This window comes from Neglectibacter caecimuris (assembly GCF_034335015.1).
GTDB lineage: Bacteria > Bacillota > Clostridia > Oscillospirales > Acutalibacteraceae > Acutalibacter > Acutalibacter caecimuris_A.
This window is the reverse complement of sequence record NZ_JAWXXK010000003.1, coordinates 251,495-268,572: the sequence shown is the minus strand read 5'-3', so window position 1 is coordinate 268,572 and position 17,078 is coordinate 251,495. Positions and strand designations below refer to the sequence as shown.

Annotated in this window: 11 protein-coding genes; 7 read left to right on the top strand and 4 right to left on the bottom strand. The window is 52.3% G+C overall.

Annotated features, from left to right (window positions below):
* Positions 1–157: 157 nt before the first annotated feature.
* Positions 158–1,111, top strand: coding sequence for a glutamine-hydrolyzing GMP synthase (guaA, locus tag U8T64_RS04345; RefSeq protein ID WP_322182023.1), 954 nt, complete (start codon positions 158–160; stop codon positions 1,109–1,111).
* Between the two features lie 258 nt (positions 1,112–1,369).
* On the opposite strand, the gene U8T64_RS04340 is transcribed toward guaA, so the two are convergent.
* Complete coding sequence (locus U8T64_RS04340; RefSeq protein WP_322181302.1) at positions 1,370–2,755, bottom strand: MATE family efflux transporter; 1,386 nt, start codon at positions 2,753–2,755, stop codon at positions 1,370–1,372.
* A gap of 383 nt (positions 2,756–3,138) precedes the next feature.
* On the opposite strand from U8T64_RS04340, the gene U8T64_RS04335 reads away from it, so the two are divergent.
* A complete protein-coding gene (locus tag U8T64_RS04335; protein ID WP_322181300.1) occupies positions 3,139–4,764 on the top strand; it encodes a carboxylesterase/lipase family protein in 1,626 nt (541 codons plus the stop codon).
* Positions 4,765–5,352: 588 nt separating this feature from the next.
* Here U8T64_RS04335 and U8T64_RS04330 read toward each other — a convergent pair.
* Entirely contained in the window at positions 5,353–6,447 is a 1,095-nt protein-coding gene (locus tag U8T64_RS04330) for an SGNH/GDSL hydrolase family protein (protein ID WP_322181298.1), read from the bottom strand.
* 335 nt (positions 6,448–6,782) lie between these two features.
* Between U8T64_RS04330 and U8T64_RS04325 the strand changes: the two genes are divergently transcribed.
* Positions 6,783–8,333, top strand: a complete 1,551-nt coding sequence (locus U8T64_RS04325; RefSeq protein WP_322181296.1) for a CE1 family esterase — start codon at positions 6,783–6,785, stop codon at positions 8,331–8,333.
* Between the two features lies 1 nt (position 8,334).
* The gene (locus U8T64_RS04320; protein WP_322181294.1) at positions 8,335–9,879 is read left to right on the top strand and encodes a CE1 family esterase; all 1,545 of its coding nucleotides are present in this window, start codon (positions 8,335–8,337) and stop codon (positions 9,877–9,879) included.
* Positions 9,880–10,005: 126 nt separating this feature from the next.
* Here the strand turns inward: U8T64_RS04320 and U8T64_RS04315 are convergent, their stop codons facing one another.
* Both U8T64_RS04315 and U8T64_RS04310 read right to left on the bottom strand, forming a co-directional pair.
* Positions 10,006–11,616, bottom strand: a complete 1,611-nt coding sequence (locus U8T64_RS04315) for a response regulator transcription factor (RefSeq protein WP_322181292.1) — start codon at positions 11,614–11,616, stop codon at positions 10,006–10,008.
* The gene (locus U8T64_RS04310; RefSeq protein ID WP_322181290.1) at positions 11,613–13,349 is read right to left on the bottom strand and encodes a sensor histidine kinase; all 1,737 of its coding nucleotides are present in this window, start codon (positions 13,347–13,349) and stop codon (positions 11,613–11,615) included. Before U8T64_RS04310 ends, U8T64_RS04315 begins: the two co-directional genes overlap by 4 nt.
* A 182-nt stretch (positions 13,350–13,531) precedes the next feature.
* On the opposite strand from U8T64_RS04310, the gene U8T64_RS04305 reads away from it, so the two are divergent.
* The 3 genes from U8T64_RS04305 to U8T64_RS04295 all read left to right on the top strand — a co-directional run bounded on the left by U8T64_RS04305 (position 13,532) and on the right by U8T64_RS04295 (position 17,046).
* Positions 13,532–14,473: an ABC transporter permease gene (locus U8T64_RS04305; RefSeq protein ID WP_322181289.1), complete on the top strand. Its 942-nt coding sequence runs from the start codon at positions 13,532–13,534 to the stop codon at positions 14,471–14,473.
* Positions 14,474–14,490: 17 nt separating this feature from the next.
* Positions 14,491–15,378: a carbohydrate ABC transporter permease gene (locus U8T64_RS04300; protein WP_322181287.1), complete on the top strand. Its 888-nt coding sequence runs from the start codon at positions 14,491–14,493 to the stop codon at positions 15,376–15,378.
* Positions 15,379–15,483: 105 nt separating this feature from the next.
* The gene (locus U8T64_RS04295) at positions 15,484–17,046 is read left to right on the top strand and encodes an ABC transporter substrate-binding protein (RefSeq protein WP_322181285.1); all 1,563 of its coding nucleotides are present in this window, start codon (positions 15,484–15,486) and stop codon (positions 17,044–17,046) included.
* The last annotated feature ends 32 nt before the right edge of the window (positions 17,047–17,078 follow it).

Here is a 17,078-nt window from a genome sequence, read left to right as displayed (position 1 = left end):
TTTCCCGGGTGAGCGCCAGTCAAGTATATCACTTTTGCAAGTAGCTTTCAGCTATCCATACTTGCGCCGGGGACTTCTTTGGTGTTATAATACGGTCAAAATTCGGATGAAAAAAGAGGAGAACAAAACTATGGAAAACAACAAGCGCCCTGAAAGCATGAAACGAATCGAGACGCCGGAGCTGGCACAGGCGTTTATAGAAGAGCAGGTGGCCGCGCTGCGCGCTCAGATCGGGGGCAAAAAGGTGCTGCTGGCCCTTTCCGGCGGGGTGGACAGTTCTGTTGTGGCGGCGCTGCTTATCAAGGCCATTGGCAAGCAGCTTGTGTGCGTACACGTCAATCACGGGCTGCTGCGCAAGGGAGAGCCGGAGCAGGTGGTCAAGGTGTTCCGGGACGAAATGGACGCAAACCTTGTCTATGTGGACGCGGTAGACCGGTTCCTGGACAAGCTGGCGGGAGTGGTCGAGCCGGAGAAGAAGCGGAAGATCATCGGCGCGGAATTCATTCGTGTGTTTGAAGAAGAGGCCCGCAAGCAGGAGGGCATTGAATTTCTGGCCCAGGGCACCATTTACCCGGATATCATTGAAAGCGACGGCGTAAAGGCCCACCACAATGTAGGCGGTCTGCCGGAGGATATGAAATTTGAGCTGGTGGAGCCGCTGAAGTTCTTGTATAAAGACGAGGTGCGCGTAGTAGGCAAGGCGCTGGGCTTGCCGGACGGCATGGTGTTCCGCCAGCCGTTCCCCGGCCCCGGCCTCGGCGTGCGCTGCCTGGGGGCCATCACCCGGGACCGGCTGGAGGCCGTGCGTGAGTCGGACGCTATTCTGCGGGAGGAATTCGCGAAAAACGGTTTAGAAGGCAAGGTGTGGCAGTATTTTACCGCGATCCCCGATTTCCGTTCCGTGGGCGTGGAAAACGGCGCGCGCACCTTCGCTTACCCGGTGATCATTCGCGCGGTGAACACCACAGATGCCATGACCGCAACGGTGGAGGACGTGCCCTTTGCCCTGTTGCAGCACATCACAGACCGGATCACCAAGGAGGTAAAGGGCGTCAACCGTGTGCTCTACGACCTGACGCCGAAGCCCAGCGGCACCATCGAATGGGAGTAAAGAGTTAGATAATCCAAAACTTCCCCGCTGAACAAAGTTCAGCGGGGAAGTTTTGGATTCAGAAGAAGAACAGAAGAAAGCGGCAAAAACAGGGGCAAAGCGCTGCGGGTGGAGAAAGGAAAAATCGGGAGGGCGCTCTATGGAACGCCCTCCTGATTTATACTTTTTAGCAGATGTTTTTACTGTAATGATTTTCCCTTCTGTCCTGTGTTTTTTGCGGTTTGAAACAGCCTGTCAGGAAGAAAAGAACCGAGTGGATCACACATTTTTTACCTTGTGGATCCATTTGTTTCCCTGCATACGGAAGGACATCCAAACCGCCTTGATCACATAGTCGATCCGCAGGGCGAGCATGACCCAGAAGGGGGGCAGCTGCAGCACAAGGCCAGCCAGATACCCCAGAGGAATGGAAGCGCACCACTGGAAGATCACATCGGCAAACATCAGGAACTTTGTATCCCCGCCGCCTCGCAGCACGCCCTTTGTGGTGGTGGTGGCGGTGGACTGGAACAGAACGATCAAGGCGCTGGCCTGCATCATGGAAACAGTGATGGCGTAGGTCGATTCGGTGATCTCATACAGGCTGATGGACCAGGTGCCGATCAGCAGAACAAGGGCCGCGCTGATCATACCCATGACAATGCTCAGAACAAGGAAGGATTTCCCTTCCTTGTGAGCTCGCTCGAAGTCGCCTTTTCCCACAGTTTGGCCCACCATAACGCCCGCGGCGCTGGCAACGCCCATGGTGGCCACGGTGCAGGTCCTGTCCACTACCATGACAATGGCGTAAGAGCTTACGATCTCCTTACCCATATGGCCCAGAATAATGGAAAGAATACTGCTGGAGAAGCCCAGCAGCGTATCGCTGATCACCGCCGGAAGGCCCAGCCGCTGGAACTCTTTTATCAGACTTTTCTGAGGAAGCCGTAAGAGACCTCCAAAACGGTATTTCAGAGCTTTCTCAATTTTCAGCATATAAACGACACATACCACAAATTCCACCACACGGGCGCACAGGGTCCCTACAGCCGCGCCGGTCACACCCATGGCGGGAGCTCCCAGCTTGCCGAAAATGAAAATGTAGTTGCACCCGATATTGACCAGGAAAGAGATGCTGGAAACGATTAGCCCCAGCTTTGTATTTCCGATAGATCGCACTAAGTTGGCGATGATCAGGCCCAATCCGTGGGGCAGATAGACAAAGGCGGTCACCCTGAGATATCCGGCGCCTTCCCGAATCACGTCCGCGTCATTGGTATAAACGGACATGATCTGCGTGGGGAAGAGAAAAGAAACTACCGCAAATACGGCGCCCAGCACGAAAACCAGCTGCAGCACCAGGTCGCATACCCGCTTTACCGTGTCCTTTTTTCCCGCGCCCCAGTACTGAGAGGCCAGCACCAGGCCTGCCGCGCTGAATCCCATACAGAGAAACGAATAGATCTGATAAAACTGGTTGGCCAGCGATGAGGCGGAGATCGAAACTTCTCCCAGCTTTCCCACCATAATGGTGTCCATCATGTTGACGCCCTGGTTTATGATGCTCTGCAAAACCACAGGAAGTGTAAGGACCAGCATTTGCTTATAAAAGCTTTTGTCCGTCACTATGTATTTGCTGAGCCACCCTTTCTTTTGTTGTTCCATACCCTCTTTTCTCCTTTGCTTAATTTTTATTGATTTTTGCATTTTTCACCGGTTGGAAGGGAAAACAGGAATCGGAAATACCGTGGATCTCCGATTTTTGCTTTGTACAGCTTTTATTATAGATCAGAAATGCTTCGTTCGGTATGGGGAGAAGGGAACACCTCAGAAAAGCGTCATTACAAGTCAGGTTTTCTGAATCCCGCCTTCCGCCTTTCCTGCTATACTGAAACCAGAGCGTAACTTCCGCAAACAGCGGCATGCGGCTTTTGGCAAGGCCTTGCGGGGAGCCTGCATTTCCCTGCCTGCGGGAATACGCCATTGTAAAAATTCGGGACAGCATCGCCGGACAGACGGCAGTCGTCCCAGCAAACAGGAGGTTTTGTATGAGCGAAATGAAAACGAACAACTTTACCGTTACCGATTTCGAGCACGCAAAGGTAAAGGTGAAGCAGGGCTGGATCCAGGGCTATACGGAGGAAGCGCCCAACGGTACGCTGAAGATCTACAAGGGGATCCCTTACGCCGCGCCTCCGGTGGGAGACCTGCGGTTCAGGCACCCTCAGGATCCCGGCTGCTGGAGAGGCATTCGCCGGGTGACCCAGTACAGCGCCGCCGCCGTACAGCAGGTGCAGGAGCTGGGAGACGCGAAAGCCAATGTTCACGGCGTCCCGCAGATGCTGGCTCCCTCTCAATATGAGGAAGACTGCCTGTACCTGAACGTGTGGACGCCGGCGAAGACTCAGGAGGACAAGCTGCCGGTATTTATTTGGGTACATGGCGGCGGCATGGTGGCCGGGTCCGGTGTGGAAGTGGTTTGTGCCGGGGAAGGTCTGGCAGGGCGGAAGGATATGATCGTTGTCACCATCAACTACCGCCTGGGCCTGTTTGGATTTTTTGCGCACCCGGAGCTTACGAAGGAAGGGAACGGTACTTCCGGAAACTATGGCCTATATGACGTGAGAAAGGCCTGCCAGTGGGTCAAGGAAAACATTGCGGTGTTTGGCGGCGACCCCAATAACATCACAGTGGCCGGTCAGTCCGGAGGCGCGAGAGCCACCTGCTCTCTGCTGGTTTCTCCGCTGATGAACGGGCTTGTGCAGCATATCTCCGTGGAAAGCGGCTTCATGGTATTCGGCTCCGGCGGTCCCTGCCCCCGGGAAGAGGTGGAAAAGGCCTCTCAGGAGTTTATGGATTCCATCGGTGTGTCTACCATAGAAGAGCTGCGCCAAAAGGACGCCTGGGAGCTGTTTGACGCCTACCAGGAATATACCAGGGGACAGCCCTTCTCCGGCGGCATTCGGTTCTGTGTGGACGGCGAGTTCCTGCCAGGAAATTATTATGAGCTGCTCACAGCCGGAAAGATCAATGATTTCGATGTGATGATCGGCAGCTGTGCTCAGGAATCTCCGGTACGGGCGTGCAAGGGCCTGCCGGTAGAAGAATTTGACCAGCACCTGAAAAAAGAATTTGCCGCGGATTATGAGCAGATGAAGGCCTGGTATCCAGCCGCCAATGAGGTGGAAGCGGAAAAGGCGTGTACCACTCTGGCCTCCCGTATTATGGCAGTCAATGGTTTTTATGTGGCGAAAATGTGCCACAAGTATGGAAAAAGAGCGTTCCTTTGGGTGATGAATAAAGAGAACGAGACGAAGAGAGGCCATGAGCTGGGCTGCCCCCACTGCGCGGAGATGCCCTATGTGTTCGGCAGAGTGGATACCGGCGAGCGGGATCCCTTCTTCCCCTACCACTGGGTGGGCGCGGACTATGACTTTATGGAGCTGATCCAGGATTACTGGTATCACTTCGCCAAAAAAGGAGACCCCAACAGCGAAGGTCGCCCCGTATGGAAAAAGTATGAGAATGATTTTGACGCCTGCGTTCTCGGCAATGAGACCCATATGCTGCCAGAAGAAGAACAGCCCCCTTACCGCTATGTCTTTGACAAGGTAGTAGCAAAGGGAAAGGATTCGCTTTCCGTGGGAACCTACGGTATGCCCCACATCGATTAAGCGCAAGGGCAATTAGTAATTAAGAATGCGGCAGAGTTCGATAAATTGGAGTTTGGCTGCCCTTTGCCTCCCCTTATTTATAGAGGGGAAACAGACTGCTTCGCAGTCTGCGGGGACCACCGTAAGGTGGTGGAGGGGATAGTCACACGCAGAAAGTGGGATAAAACCGCTAGTTCTAATCCCCTCAGTCACGGCTTCGCCGTGACAGCTTTCTACGCTTCGCTCCGGTTGCTGTGCCCCACCGGGGCACAGCAACCCTTGCTCGCGCAAGGGGAGCCTAAGGACGTTAAACTTATAATTTAGCAGTTATCTGCCTGCCTTTCTCCTGTCATTCTGAACGAAGTGAAGAATCTCGTCCCTTGACCTTTTTAGGAAATTCAAGGGCGAGATTCTTCGCCCGCGGCTCAGAATGACAGAAAGGGGGAGCTACCCTCCATTGCTCATTCCTCATTTTATATACGCCCTTCTTTCAGGCGCTGCTGCGCAGCGCCACCACCGTCTAGCGTCTAGAATCCAGAATCTAAAAAAGAGACTGCCGCGAAAGGAACATTTCGCGGCAGTCTCTTTTTAATAAAATCCGTGAGCTCGTCAGGAGATGGAGCGCAGGAAGGAAACCAGTTCGTCCGCCATTTTTCGGTGAGTCTTGGCGGAGGGGTGGTCACAGGCCCCAAAGCCGTCGAAAAACAGCATTTGGCGGAATTTCATGCAGTAAACCTCTGTGTCGCCGGTTTCTTTTTTGTATTCCTCCACAATGCGGAGAATGTCATCGTAAAAATAGTAGCTCATGCTTCCCAGACAGCAGATGATTTTTGTTTGGGATCCGTTTAAGCTCCGCAAGGTTTTCAGGAAGCGCAGATATCCTTCATGGAACAGCCTGTCAGGATCCTTGTGGCCGCCGTAGGTAACGGCGTGAGAATCGTTGGTGCCCAGGTTCACCACAACATAATCCTTCGGGTGGCGGGAAAAGTCCCATTCCTCGATCTCGGAGCAGCCCAGCTTGTCGCTGAGTACGCGGTCTGTATAGGGATACAGCTCGTCCATGGCATAGGAGACCAGTTCTCCGCCGTATTTTGTGGTGGCAATGCCGGAGAAACAAATGGCGCTGTAGTCCATTTCCAGTTCTTTTGCCGCCAGCATTCCATAGGTTTTCAGGGCGTCTTCCGTATAGGAAAAGAAGCCTTGGGAACGGTCGTCTGAAAGATTGCCGAAGCCGCAGGTAATGGAATCGCCGATGAATTCGATCTCCGGGCGCTTCTGTCCGTCCGGTTCTAAAAGCTTTCCCTCGAAGGAAAGGGCATGAAGGGCGGTATAGGATTTGAAATTTTCTGTCAGCTTAATGATGCGGATTGTATGGGCCGTTGCATCGCTGCCGTGATACAGGATGATACGGTTTTCCTGCTCGGTAAGCTCATATTTCTTTACTTTTTCTTCATTGCCATCGATTACCACACCCACCACGGGCCAGGTCTGCCGTGTGGCAGGCTCTTTGTTCCACATGCTGAATACGGGTTCTTCGCCGTTTAGAGCGCTGAGATCCGCCATGAGAAGGGTGCCGCAAAATTTGAGCTCAATGGAGGCCCCGGTCCAGTTAAAATACAGCCGTTCATGTTTGGCGTCATCATAACAGCGGCCGCAGGTTTTCAGCAGAGAGTTCATTTCCTGGGCATACAGAGTTTTCATCATAGACCACTTTCCTTTCTTTTTCCGGCGAAAGGCATTTTGTCCTGAAAAGGATCGCTTTGCTTTCCTGCCGTGGTTTTTCAGGGATTTCCTTCATTATATCCGGAGGTGGTAAGCGCGGGATATCAAAAAGCAGAGCAGAAATGTGGGAAATATGATTTTTTTCGAAAAAAATTTGAGCTTACCGCTCAAAGATCCACGTCAAGGAATGAATAATTATGGTCAGAGTAACGATAGAAGAGAGGAAAAGAAGGAATTATACTGGAAACAGCAACAGGGCAGCGCCGCACAATTCTAAACGGTGTTGCCATAGATTTTGATTGATGAGGAGGAATCAGATGAACAGGAAATGGACCCTTCGGGCAGGCACGCCGGACGATGACAACCGCAGTTATCTTCCTTTTTCCATTATCGGCTCGGATATTGTGGTAAATGAGAACGGCAACAATTCTCAGCCTTACCCGGCACGCTTACAGAAATTTCAGGAGGTCATTGCGGACGGGAAGGAGAATATCTGGTATGAATACGTACCGGCCTCCTATGACCCGGAAAAGAAAGCTCCGCTGATCGTAAGCCTGCACGGCGGTTTAATGACAGGCTGGGGCCAGTGTGTTTACAGCAGCTGGTCCATGCTGGCGGAGCGGGAAGGACTTCTCTGCGTGTTTCCCGACGCCAGTGAAATGATGTTCTGGTGCACGGAGGGAATTTACGAATCCGGCGGTCCCACCGAGCTTGACGGAAAAACAGTGGCCCGCGCGCCGGCGGATTACCGGGAAAACCACGATCTGAACTTTGTGCGGGGGCTCATTGAGCGCATGAAGCAAAAATACAATGTGGACGAGTCACGAATCTTTATGCAGGGCATGTCCATGGGGAATATGATGACCCATCAGTTTGCCCGCTATTATGGCGATCTTTTGGCAGGCGCCGCGGGAGCGGGAGGCTCTACCTTCCCTTACTGCCTGTTTGACCAAAGCGGAAAGATCAAAAATATTGCCGGGCCGGTTCCCGTGTGGCAGTCTCGGCCGGAGCACAATTCTCACGGCTCAGATTATCGGGAGGCGGCCAGGAAAAACGACTATAACCGGTATTACTGGTTGAAGCTCAATGAATGCGATCCCCTGCCGGAGATCCGGATCCATGGAGAAAACAACTTTGCGTTCTATCGGGGAAAAAAGGCAGATCTGGTCTACCTGGATATCAAAAACAGGGATCACGGTCAATCTCTGGACGAAGCGTATTTGTACTGGGATTATTTCTTTTCCGGTCTTCGCCGGGAAGCGGATGGAAGTATCACCATGGGAGAAACCAATCTGCCCAGAAAGGGAGATGAACACGCGGCGGCCTTTGCCCCCGGCGTTTCCAGGGTATGGTGGCACAACCGGGTGGTGGAGCTGAAAGCGGCGCCGGTGCGCTGGCAGAAGCTGAAATACCATGGCCTGAACGGCGGCCAGCTGGTGAGAGGGGAATACACCTGTGTTCCCGTAAGCTTCCTGGCGGAAATGACGGGAGGAACGCTTTCTGTTTCCGAGGATACGCTGACGGCGGCATTGACCCTGCCCGACGGAAGAGAGCTGCAATTTGCCCGGGGCAGCATTGGGTGTATGATAGACGACAAGCTGCGCAGCATGTACTGCGAGGCCCTGCACCGGGAAGGGGAGCTTCTGATCAGTGTGGAGTGGTTCGCAAGATACATTCTGGGCTGGACGGCCACGGAATGCGACGGCGTCACTTACGTCACAGATCATTTTGCCGAGCTTTCCTACTATATGGCCGGTGTGATTCGGGACATTCTGGAAGGAAACCATACCTTTGAAAGCTACGAAAAAATCATGCGGGAAGCGATCCCGTTTTTAAGAACATCAGAAAGGAATACGGAGGGGAACTGATATGAGCAGAAAAATACAGCTTCGCGCAGGTATGCCGGATGATGATAACCGCGATTATTTACCGGAGCGGATCAAGGGCTCGGATATCGTGGTGAACGAGAACGGCAACAACTCCCAGCCCTATCCGAAGCGGCTGAAGGAGTTCCACGCCATTCTGGACGAGGAAGGGAGGATCGTGGAGAAGCCGGAGGACGGTATCGAAGGGGTGTGGTATGAATATGTGCCGGAAAGCTATGACCCATCGAAAAAGAATCCCCTGGTGCTGAGCATGCACGGAGGTCTGATGACGGGGTGGGGCCAGTGTATTTACAGCAGCTGGTCCATACTGGCAGAGCGGGAGGGTTTCCTCTGTGTGTTTCCCAACGGGCATACCAACCGTTTTTGGCAGATGCAGATGTTCCCGCACAAAAAATTTAAGCTGAAGGCCATAGACGGCATGGAATTTCCGGAGCCGGCGCGTACCATAGAGGAAAACATCGACTGCAATTTTGTGCTGCGGCTCATCAAGCACATTCAGGCAAAATACCCGGTAGATGAAAAGCGGATCTACATGCAGGGCATGTCCAATGGCTGCGGCATGACACAGCAGTTTTCCCGGCGTTACGGCTACCTTCTGGCCGGCGCCGCCTGCTCCGCCGGTCCCGGGCGGATCCATGGGCTGATCGATGAAAACCACCGGCTGAAAAACCAGGGAGGTCCGCTGGCCATATGGGAATCTCACCCGGAAAATAACGGCCATGGGAATGCCGATATGGAAGCGGAAGCTCGCTCAGTGAGAGAAAGCAGGTATTACTGGCTTACGATCAATCAATGCGACCCCATACCCAAAATCAGTATTATGGGGGAAGACAATATGGCATTCTATACCGGACAAAAAGCGCCGTATGTCTTTAACGATATCAAGATCCGGGATCACGGACAGGCGTTGGACGAGGCCTTTTTGTATTGGGATTACCTGCTGGCCGGGACCCGCAGGGGAGAAAACGGGGAGATCGTGCAAAGCGAAACGCCCCTTTCCACAGCGGGAGATGAACGCGCGGCGGCCTTTGCCCCCGGCGTTTCCAGGGTATGGTGGCACAACCGGGTGGTGGAGCTGAAAACGGCGCCGGTGCGCTGGCAGAAGCTGAAATACCATGGCCTGAACGGCGGCCAGCTGGTGAGAGGGGAATACACCTGTGTTCCCGTAAGCTTCCTGGCGGAAATGACGGGAGGAACGCTTTCTGTTTCCGAGGATACGCTGACGGCGGCATTGACCCTGCCCGACGGAAGAGAGCTGCAATTTGCCCGGGGCAGCATTGGGTGTATGATAGACGACAAGCTGCGCAGCATGTACTGCGAGGCCCTGCACCGGGAAGGGGAGCTTCTGATCAGTGTGGAGTGGTTCGCAAGATACATTCTGGGCTGGACGGCCACGGAATGCAACGGTGTCACTTACATCACAGATCATTTTGCCGAGCTTTCCTATTTCATGGCGGATCTGATCCACGATCTTCTCACAGGCCGTGCCCTTCCCGCCGACTTTATCGAAGAGGCTCTGAAGGACTAAGAACTTGTACCAAATAGAATAAAGCGTACAGCTTTCCGGCAGAGTTTGCCGGAAACAGCGTTTTGTTCCCGGTAAACTCCGCTTGGAGATCTGCACTGGTATCCTGTCGGTACAAGCTTACAAAAATCAGTTTTCTGGATTCTCCTTTTTCGTGACCCTCAGCCTGTATTCGCTGGGGGTCATATTTTCTATCTTTTTGAAAATCTGGGTAAAGTGGGAGAAATTGGTGTATCCCACCTCCAGCGCCACCATGCTCACCGGAAGGTTGCTGGTGGCGAGCAGATCCTTTGCCAAGGTCATTTTGCAGTCTACAATGTAATTTTTGATGTTTTTTCCGGTTTCCTTTTTGAACAGCCGGGTGAAATATTCCGGGTTCAGATGAACGTGCTCGGCAACCTCCTTTACGGAAAGCAGCTGACTGTAATTTTCACTGATATAGGCCTTTGCCTTTTCCACGTAGTCCAGCTCCTGGGGAACGGAGGAAGCGGTGGTCACCGCGTTTAAGAGAAAATCCACCGTGCGCTTTACCTCCTCTACGCTGGAAAAGCTGTCCATGCAGTCCCGGTAAGTGAAATCCTCCGTAAACAGGGAATTGATATCCACGCCGTTTTCATAAAAGTACTTGAAAAACAACTGGATCAGCTGCTGGTGCACATCGCAGAGGCTTTGAAACCGGTTTGGCATGGTGGCGATTTTTTCGTCCAGGCAAAAATCGATATCCTTTTTCAAAAGGCTTTTCTGCCCGGAATATAAAAGCCTGCTCCAATGATTTTGGTAATCGGGCAGGGAAATGTTCAAATTATCCAGAAGGGCTCCCGGAATGATATGGGAAAGCACAGGCTCCTTTGCCACGTTGTTTTTGATATGCTCGTTGGCCACCTTGATGGCAAGCTGAATATCGGAAAAGGGAAAGCTGTCTCCATAGTAGCAGGCCATGGGGCGGCCGGGAAGCGCCTCGCGCAGGGCCTTGAAAAACTGAGATACGGGCTCTTCGCCTGCCGGAAGGCGTTCGGCCTCCTCGCTGATCAAAAGAACGGAAAACTGGCGGTAGGGATTTAAGGAAACCAGCAGGTCCAGCCCGTCAAAAAACGGGACGCTTTTCAGGGCGCTGCTGATGGCGTTCAGGATCTGGTGCTGGGAAGGATACCCCGGCTCACGGTGCGTATAGGAAAAGATATCCGCGAAGATCAGCTGAGCGGTGCTTTTGGGTGTAACAGGATGGCCGGATTGATTCAAAAGGCGAATACAGCCGCTGACGTCCTCAGGGTCATTGGAATACAGCTTCTGGATAATGGAATTCAAAAACTCACTTTCGTGGTTTTTGAATAGATGGCCGTACCGGGTAATGCGCCGGTTGTTATAATTTACGTTGACCGCGTCGATGGCCCTTTTCAGAGCGGCTTCAATATCCTCAAAGGGCGCGGGCTGCACGATATAGTCGAAGCAGCCCAGCTTGATGCTGGTTTGAGCATAGGAAAACACCGCGTGAGAGGTAAGCACGATCCGCAGCACGTCGGGATACTTTTCTTTGACAATAGAATTCAGCTCCAGTCCGTTTCTCCCCGGCATCTCCACATCGGTCAGCAAAATGTGAATAGGCTTTTTTTCCAGAATTTTCAAAGCCTCGCCGGTGCTCATGGCGGTGTCTACAGAGGTAAAGCCCAGCTCCTGAAAATGAATGCCGTTCAGCAGCCCCTTCAGCACGCTGATCTGATCGTCCACAATGAGAATATTCATAGCGGCTCCTTTCCTGTTATGATGGGCACGAAAATGACGGAGCAGGCCCCGCCTGTGGGAAGATTGTAAAAAGCGGTGTGAAAATTATTTTTGTACACGATGGACATGCGGCGCCGAAGGTTATTGATACCCACGTTATACTGGTCAAAGGTGCCGCTCAGCTCTCCGTTGAGTTTTTCCAGGACCTCCGGGCTGTAGCCGCAGCCGTTATCGGAGCAGTGGATCTGAAGGTATTCTCTGTCATTGTAATGGACACGGCTTACTTGGATATGAAAGGAAAGAGGAGCGCCGGTTTTATCGTTGTATTTGTAGGTGTTTTCCAGAAAAGTTTGAATAATAAGAGGCGGTACCGTATAGGAAAGCAGGTCTGTAGGCACCTCCTGACGCAGCAGAAGGATCCGGGAGGAATCCATCAGGATCAGCCGATGGTAGTCGTTTACCTCCTTCAGCTCAGATTCCAGCGTAACTACGGTCATCGTGTCGTGAAAGATATAACGGAGGTGGTTGGAAAAGCCCAAAATCATATTTTTCATACGTCCGTATTCTCCGTTTTCCAGCATGCTGTACAGGCTTTTCAGACAGTTCAAAAAGAAATGAGAGCGGGTCTGTAATTGGAAATATTGTAAATGGGCATGTTCCTTTTCCGACTCTTTTTCCCGTTTTTCAAGCTCCAGAGCCACAATGTTGTCCCGCAGGTCTGTCAGCGCGTTTTTGATATCGGTAAATTCCTGATAGTGTCTGCCGGGGAGAGCGCTGCTTCCCTCTGTGTCCTCTTCGTTTTCCAGCTGCTGCGACATGATGGCGATCTCCTGCAGGGGGAGCACCAAAACCCGCCTTAAAACACGGTATACCGCGATGATGATCGCGGTCACCAGCAGAATGATAAGAAACAAAAAAGCGATTTGGGGAAGTACGTGGGAAAGCAGTGCGGAAACAGGGGTGATCACACAGATGCCCACTGAATATTCTTCCAGAAAAACCGTGTGAAAGAAATAGCCGGACCGCAAAACATCTCCGGTGCGCTGAGAGGATCCCATCAGCATGGAAAGCCCGATCCCGTGTTCCTCTGTAAACTCTTTTCCAATCAGGACTTCCTCCTCAGCAAAGATCACGATGGTGCTCTCTTCGGAATAATCGGGTACCGGGTTGCGCTCAAGATAGGCGCGGATATTGAAACAGGAAAACAGCGTGGAGCGGCGATGGTTGTTTGCAATGATCAGATAGGGGTCATAGTCATCGGAGGAGATAAACCAGGTATTGTAGTCGGAAAAGCCGTATTCCTCCGGCTCCTGCCCCAGCATGTGCAGAAAATGGTATAGATCGGGGGAACGTTTTTGATCCACAAGAATGCGGTTTCCATGCACAAAATACGCGGCATTCTGAATACTGTCGTAAAGCATGGTGACGCCATAGGAGGGTGTATGGGACAGCATGACCTGGCGAAGATTATACTGTTCCACCACCCGCTTGGAATCCGCGTAGCTGTTTAGGGAAAGCAGCTGAAAGCTGGGATTGGAGTAGACCAGGGTGCGGTTAAAATCCCGCAGCGTGTCCAGATCTTCAGAAAAAGTTTTGGTATATTTTTCCAGGGAGGAGGCATTATGGCCCAAAATCTGCCGGGCATAGGTTTGTACGGAATACACGCCATAGGCAAAGGTGGCTACAAGGAGCAGCAGTATCGTGATCCAAAAGGACAGCTTAAACAGCTTTTTCACGGAAGGTTGTTTTTCCATAAGGCACCTCCTGCTGAAATTTTGCCTTCATTCTATCATTGGCCCTGAGGAAAAGCAAGAGCGTGAACCCCCGGTTCCGGCAACCATCTCAGAAAAATAGTAATGCTAGACAGATTTTTGGTAGTTCTACCAAGAGACTCCTTGGTATAATGACGATACTGAACGATAGGGAGGGGCTTACCATGACAGAAAAAGCAGTTCGAAGGAAAAAGCCTTTTTGGGCAAAGCTGAAACAATATTGGCCGCTTTACGCGATGCTGATCCCCGGTCTTATCTATTTGATCATCAATAACTACCTTCCCATGGCGGGACTGACCATCGCGTTTAAGAAAGTCAATTACGCGGTAGGGATTTTCAACAGCCCCTGGACAGGCCTTGATAATTTCACCTTTATTTTCGCCACAAAAGACGCGTTTATCATGTTCCGCAATACAATCCTTTACAACCTGGCATTCATTGTGCTGGGAAATGTGTTCGGGCTGCTGGTGGCGATCGCTCTGGATACGGTGAAGAACCGCTTTTTCAAAAATATGTCCCAGGTGATCATCCTGGTGCCCTACCTTCTTTCCATTGTGATCGTAACCTATATCGTATTTGCCTTTCTGAGTCCCAGCAATGGCTTTATCAACAACTCCATTCTGGCTCCGCTGGGAATGGGAAAGGTGGAATGGTATAACGACCCGAAGCCATGGCCCATTATTCTGACCATTGTGTACATCTGGATGTCCTTCGGATATACCTCGATCCTGTACTATTCCACCCTGATCGGGATCGATAAAACCATGTACGAGGCCGCCGTGATCGATGGGGCCGGTATTTGGAAGCAGATCCTGTACGTCACGCTTCCCTGCATGAAAAAGACCATTATTATTCTGATGATCCTGGCCATTGGGCGGATCTGCTACTCAGATTTCGGCCTGTTTTACCAGGTGCCCATGCACAGCGGTATGCTCTACAGCACCACCCAGACCATTGATACCTTCGTGTACCGGGCCCTTCTGGAGCAAAACAGCATCGGCAGAAGCGCGGCGGCGGGATTCTTCCAGTCGGTCCTGGGCTTTGTGCTGGTGATGACCGCCAACGGGATCGTCAGTAAGCTGGATAAAGAAAGCGCGCTCATTTAAGAAAGGGGGAGCCCGGCATGATCGTAAAAAATAAAGCCTTCAGCGCGGCCGCCTATCTTTTTATCGGTGTGCTGATCCTGATGTGCATCATTCCCTTTTGGCTGCTCATCGTCAGCTCGCTGACGCCGGAATCAGAGCTTTTGCTTCACGGTTATTCTCTGGTTCCCAGGGAATTTACGCTGGATACCTATCGCTATCTGTGGTCCTCCAAGGACGGGGTATTGCACGCTTACCTGATGAGCGTGATCATCGCGGTGATCGGCGTCAGCACTAATGTGATACTGACCACGCTGTTTGCCTATCCTCTTTCCCGCAGGGACCTGCCCGGGCGGCAGATCATTTCGGTCGTTCTGTTTATCACTATGCTGTTTAACGGCGGCCTGGTTCCCACGTATCTGATCTATACGCAGCTTTTCCATTTGAAGGATACGCTGGCGGGTATGATCGTTCCCGGGCTTTTGATGAACGCGTTCCATATTATCATGATGAGGACCTATATCAATTCCAACATTTCCGATGAGATCCTGGAAGCGGCAAAGATCGACGGCGCCAGCGAATTCCGGTGCCTGTGGTCTGTTGTTCTTCCGCTGAGTAAGCCGATCTTGGGAACACTGGCGCTGATGACCTTTATCGCCTATTGGAACAACTGGACCAACGGCATTTATTATGTGCAGCAGCGGATCGACCTGCACGGTATTCAAAATTACCTGAAGCGGGTCATGGACAGCGCCACCGTCATGCAGCAGCAGATCGCCCGGGGAATGAATGTGGACGCCAGCCAGGTGCCTACCACCGGTATTCGTATGGCGCTGGCGGTAGTGGCGGTGATCCCGGTGATTTTGGTTTATCCCTTCTTCCAGAAATCCTTTGTAAAGGGGATCACGCTGGGTTCCGTGAAGGGATAAACATGGAGTTGTCCGCCAGCTTGCGGCGGAGGGAATGAAAGGGGCTTTAATGATACAAACTCTGTATCATTGAAATATTACAAAGCAACAGGAGGAAATAAAGCTATGAAAAAGGTACTTGCAATGCTGTTGGTGCTGGCTCTGGTCCTGGCCTGCGCGGGCTGCGGCGGCGATAAGCCCGGCACAGGCTCCAGCAAAGTGGAGAGCACGCCCAAAAGCAGCGCTCCCGAAAGCAGCAAAACATCTGTAGAGGACGAGGAGTACCCCGTGCTGCGCTTCAATATGAACAGCATGAACGGTGATCCCCGCTCCAAGGAAAAGGAAGTCATGGACGCGATCAACGCTATCCTTCGGGAAAAAGCTCATGCGGAGATCGAACCGGTTTGGGTCACCTTCGGCACCATGCAGGAGCAGTTGAACCTGCTGCTGACAGGCGGCGATGATTCCCTGGATTTCTTCTCTTCTTTCTGGTATCAGCCTCTGGGCAATCTGGTCACAAACGGCCAGGTAGCTCCCCTGGATGATCTGCTGGAGGAGTACGGCCAGGAGACCAAGGCTCTTTTCGGCGACGGAAATGAAGCGATCCTGGACTGCGGCAGAGTAGGCAGCCAGCTCTATGGTATTCCCACCATCACAGCATGGACGGCTCCCAATATCTATTTCTGCCAGAAAGCCGATTCCGACGCCGCCAATATTGATTGGAGCACTGTGACAGATCTGGATTCTCTGACCACAGCCATGATCGCCATGAAGAAGGCGAACCCGGATCACTACTATATCCCCGGTTCCACAGAGCCCTACTGGATCCCCAAGGGGATCGACTACCTGGGAGACCAGAACTATCTGGGCGTTCTGACCGATCCGGAGAACAGCTCCACGGTAGAGAACTACTATGAATCCGAGTATTTCCTGAATATCATGGAGAATGTAAAGCTCTGGCAGCAGAACGACATCATTTCTCCCGATCCCATGAGCAACTCCAGCGCTACACTGCAGAGCATGCAGACTGGTCTGACTTCCGGCACCACCGGCTACAACTGGAGCGCCGCGGAATTCCTGTATGAGGCCAATGTGGCTCAGACCTACGGCGGCGAAGTGGTCGGTACGGAAATCAGCCCCAGCTATATCACTACCGGAAACGTGACCACCTATCTGTGGCACATCACTCCCTTCTGCAAAAATCCCGACGCCGCCATGCGCGTTCTCAATTTGCTGTATACCGATCCCGAGGTAGCCGCTTTGTTCCAATATGGCGTGGAGGGCGTTACCTATCAGCTGAACGACGGCGTAGCCTCCTATTTGGACGGAGAGAACGGCGCCACCGCCGGTTGGACCGGTGAAAAGAGCTATGTGGTCCCCAACGGCACCATCGTTCCCGTGTGGGATAACCAGTCTGTAGACGTAAACGAGCAGGTGGCGGAGAGCAACAAGAACGCCGCGAAATCCATCGCCCTTGGCTTTACCTGCAACATGGAGCCCGTGGCAGATCAGGTTGCAGCCTGCGCCAATGTGATCGCACAGTATTACACTCCCCTAATGAACGGCGTGGTGGATATCGACGAAGTGCTGCCTGTGTTCCAGCAGGCGCTGCACGACGCGGGCATCGATGACATCATCAAGTGCAAGCAGGAGCAGCTGGACGAGTGGCTCCAGAACAAAAACGGTTGAGTTCGTATCAAATTTTGCCATATCAGAGTTAG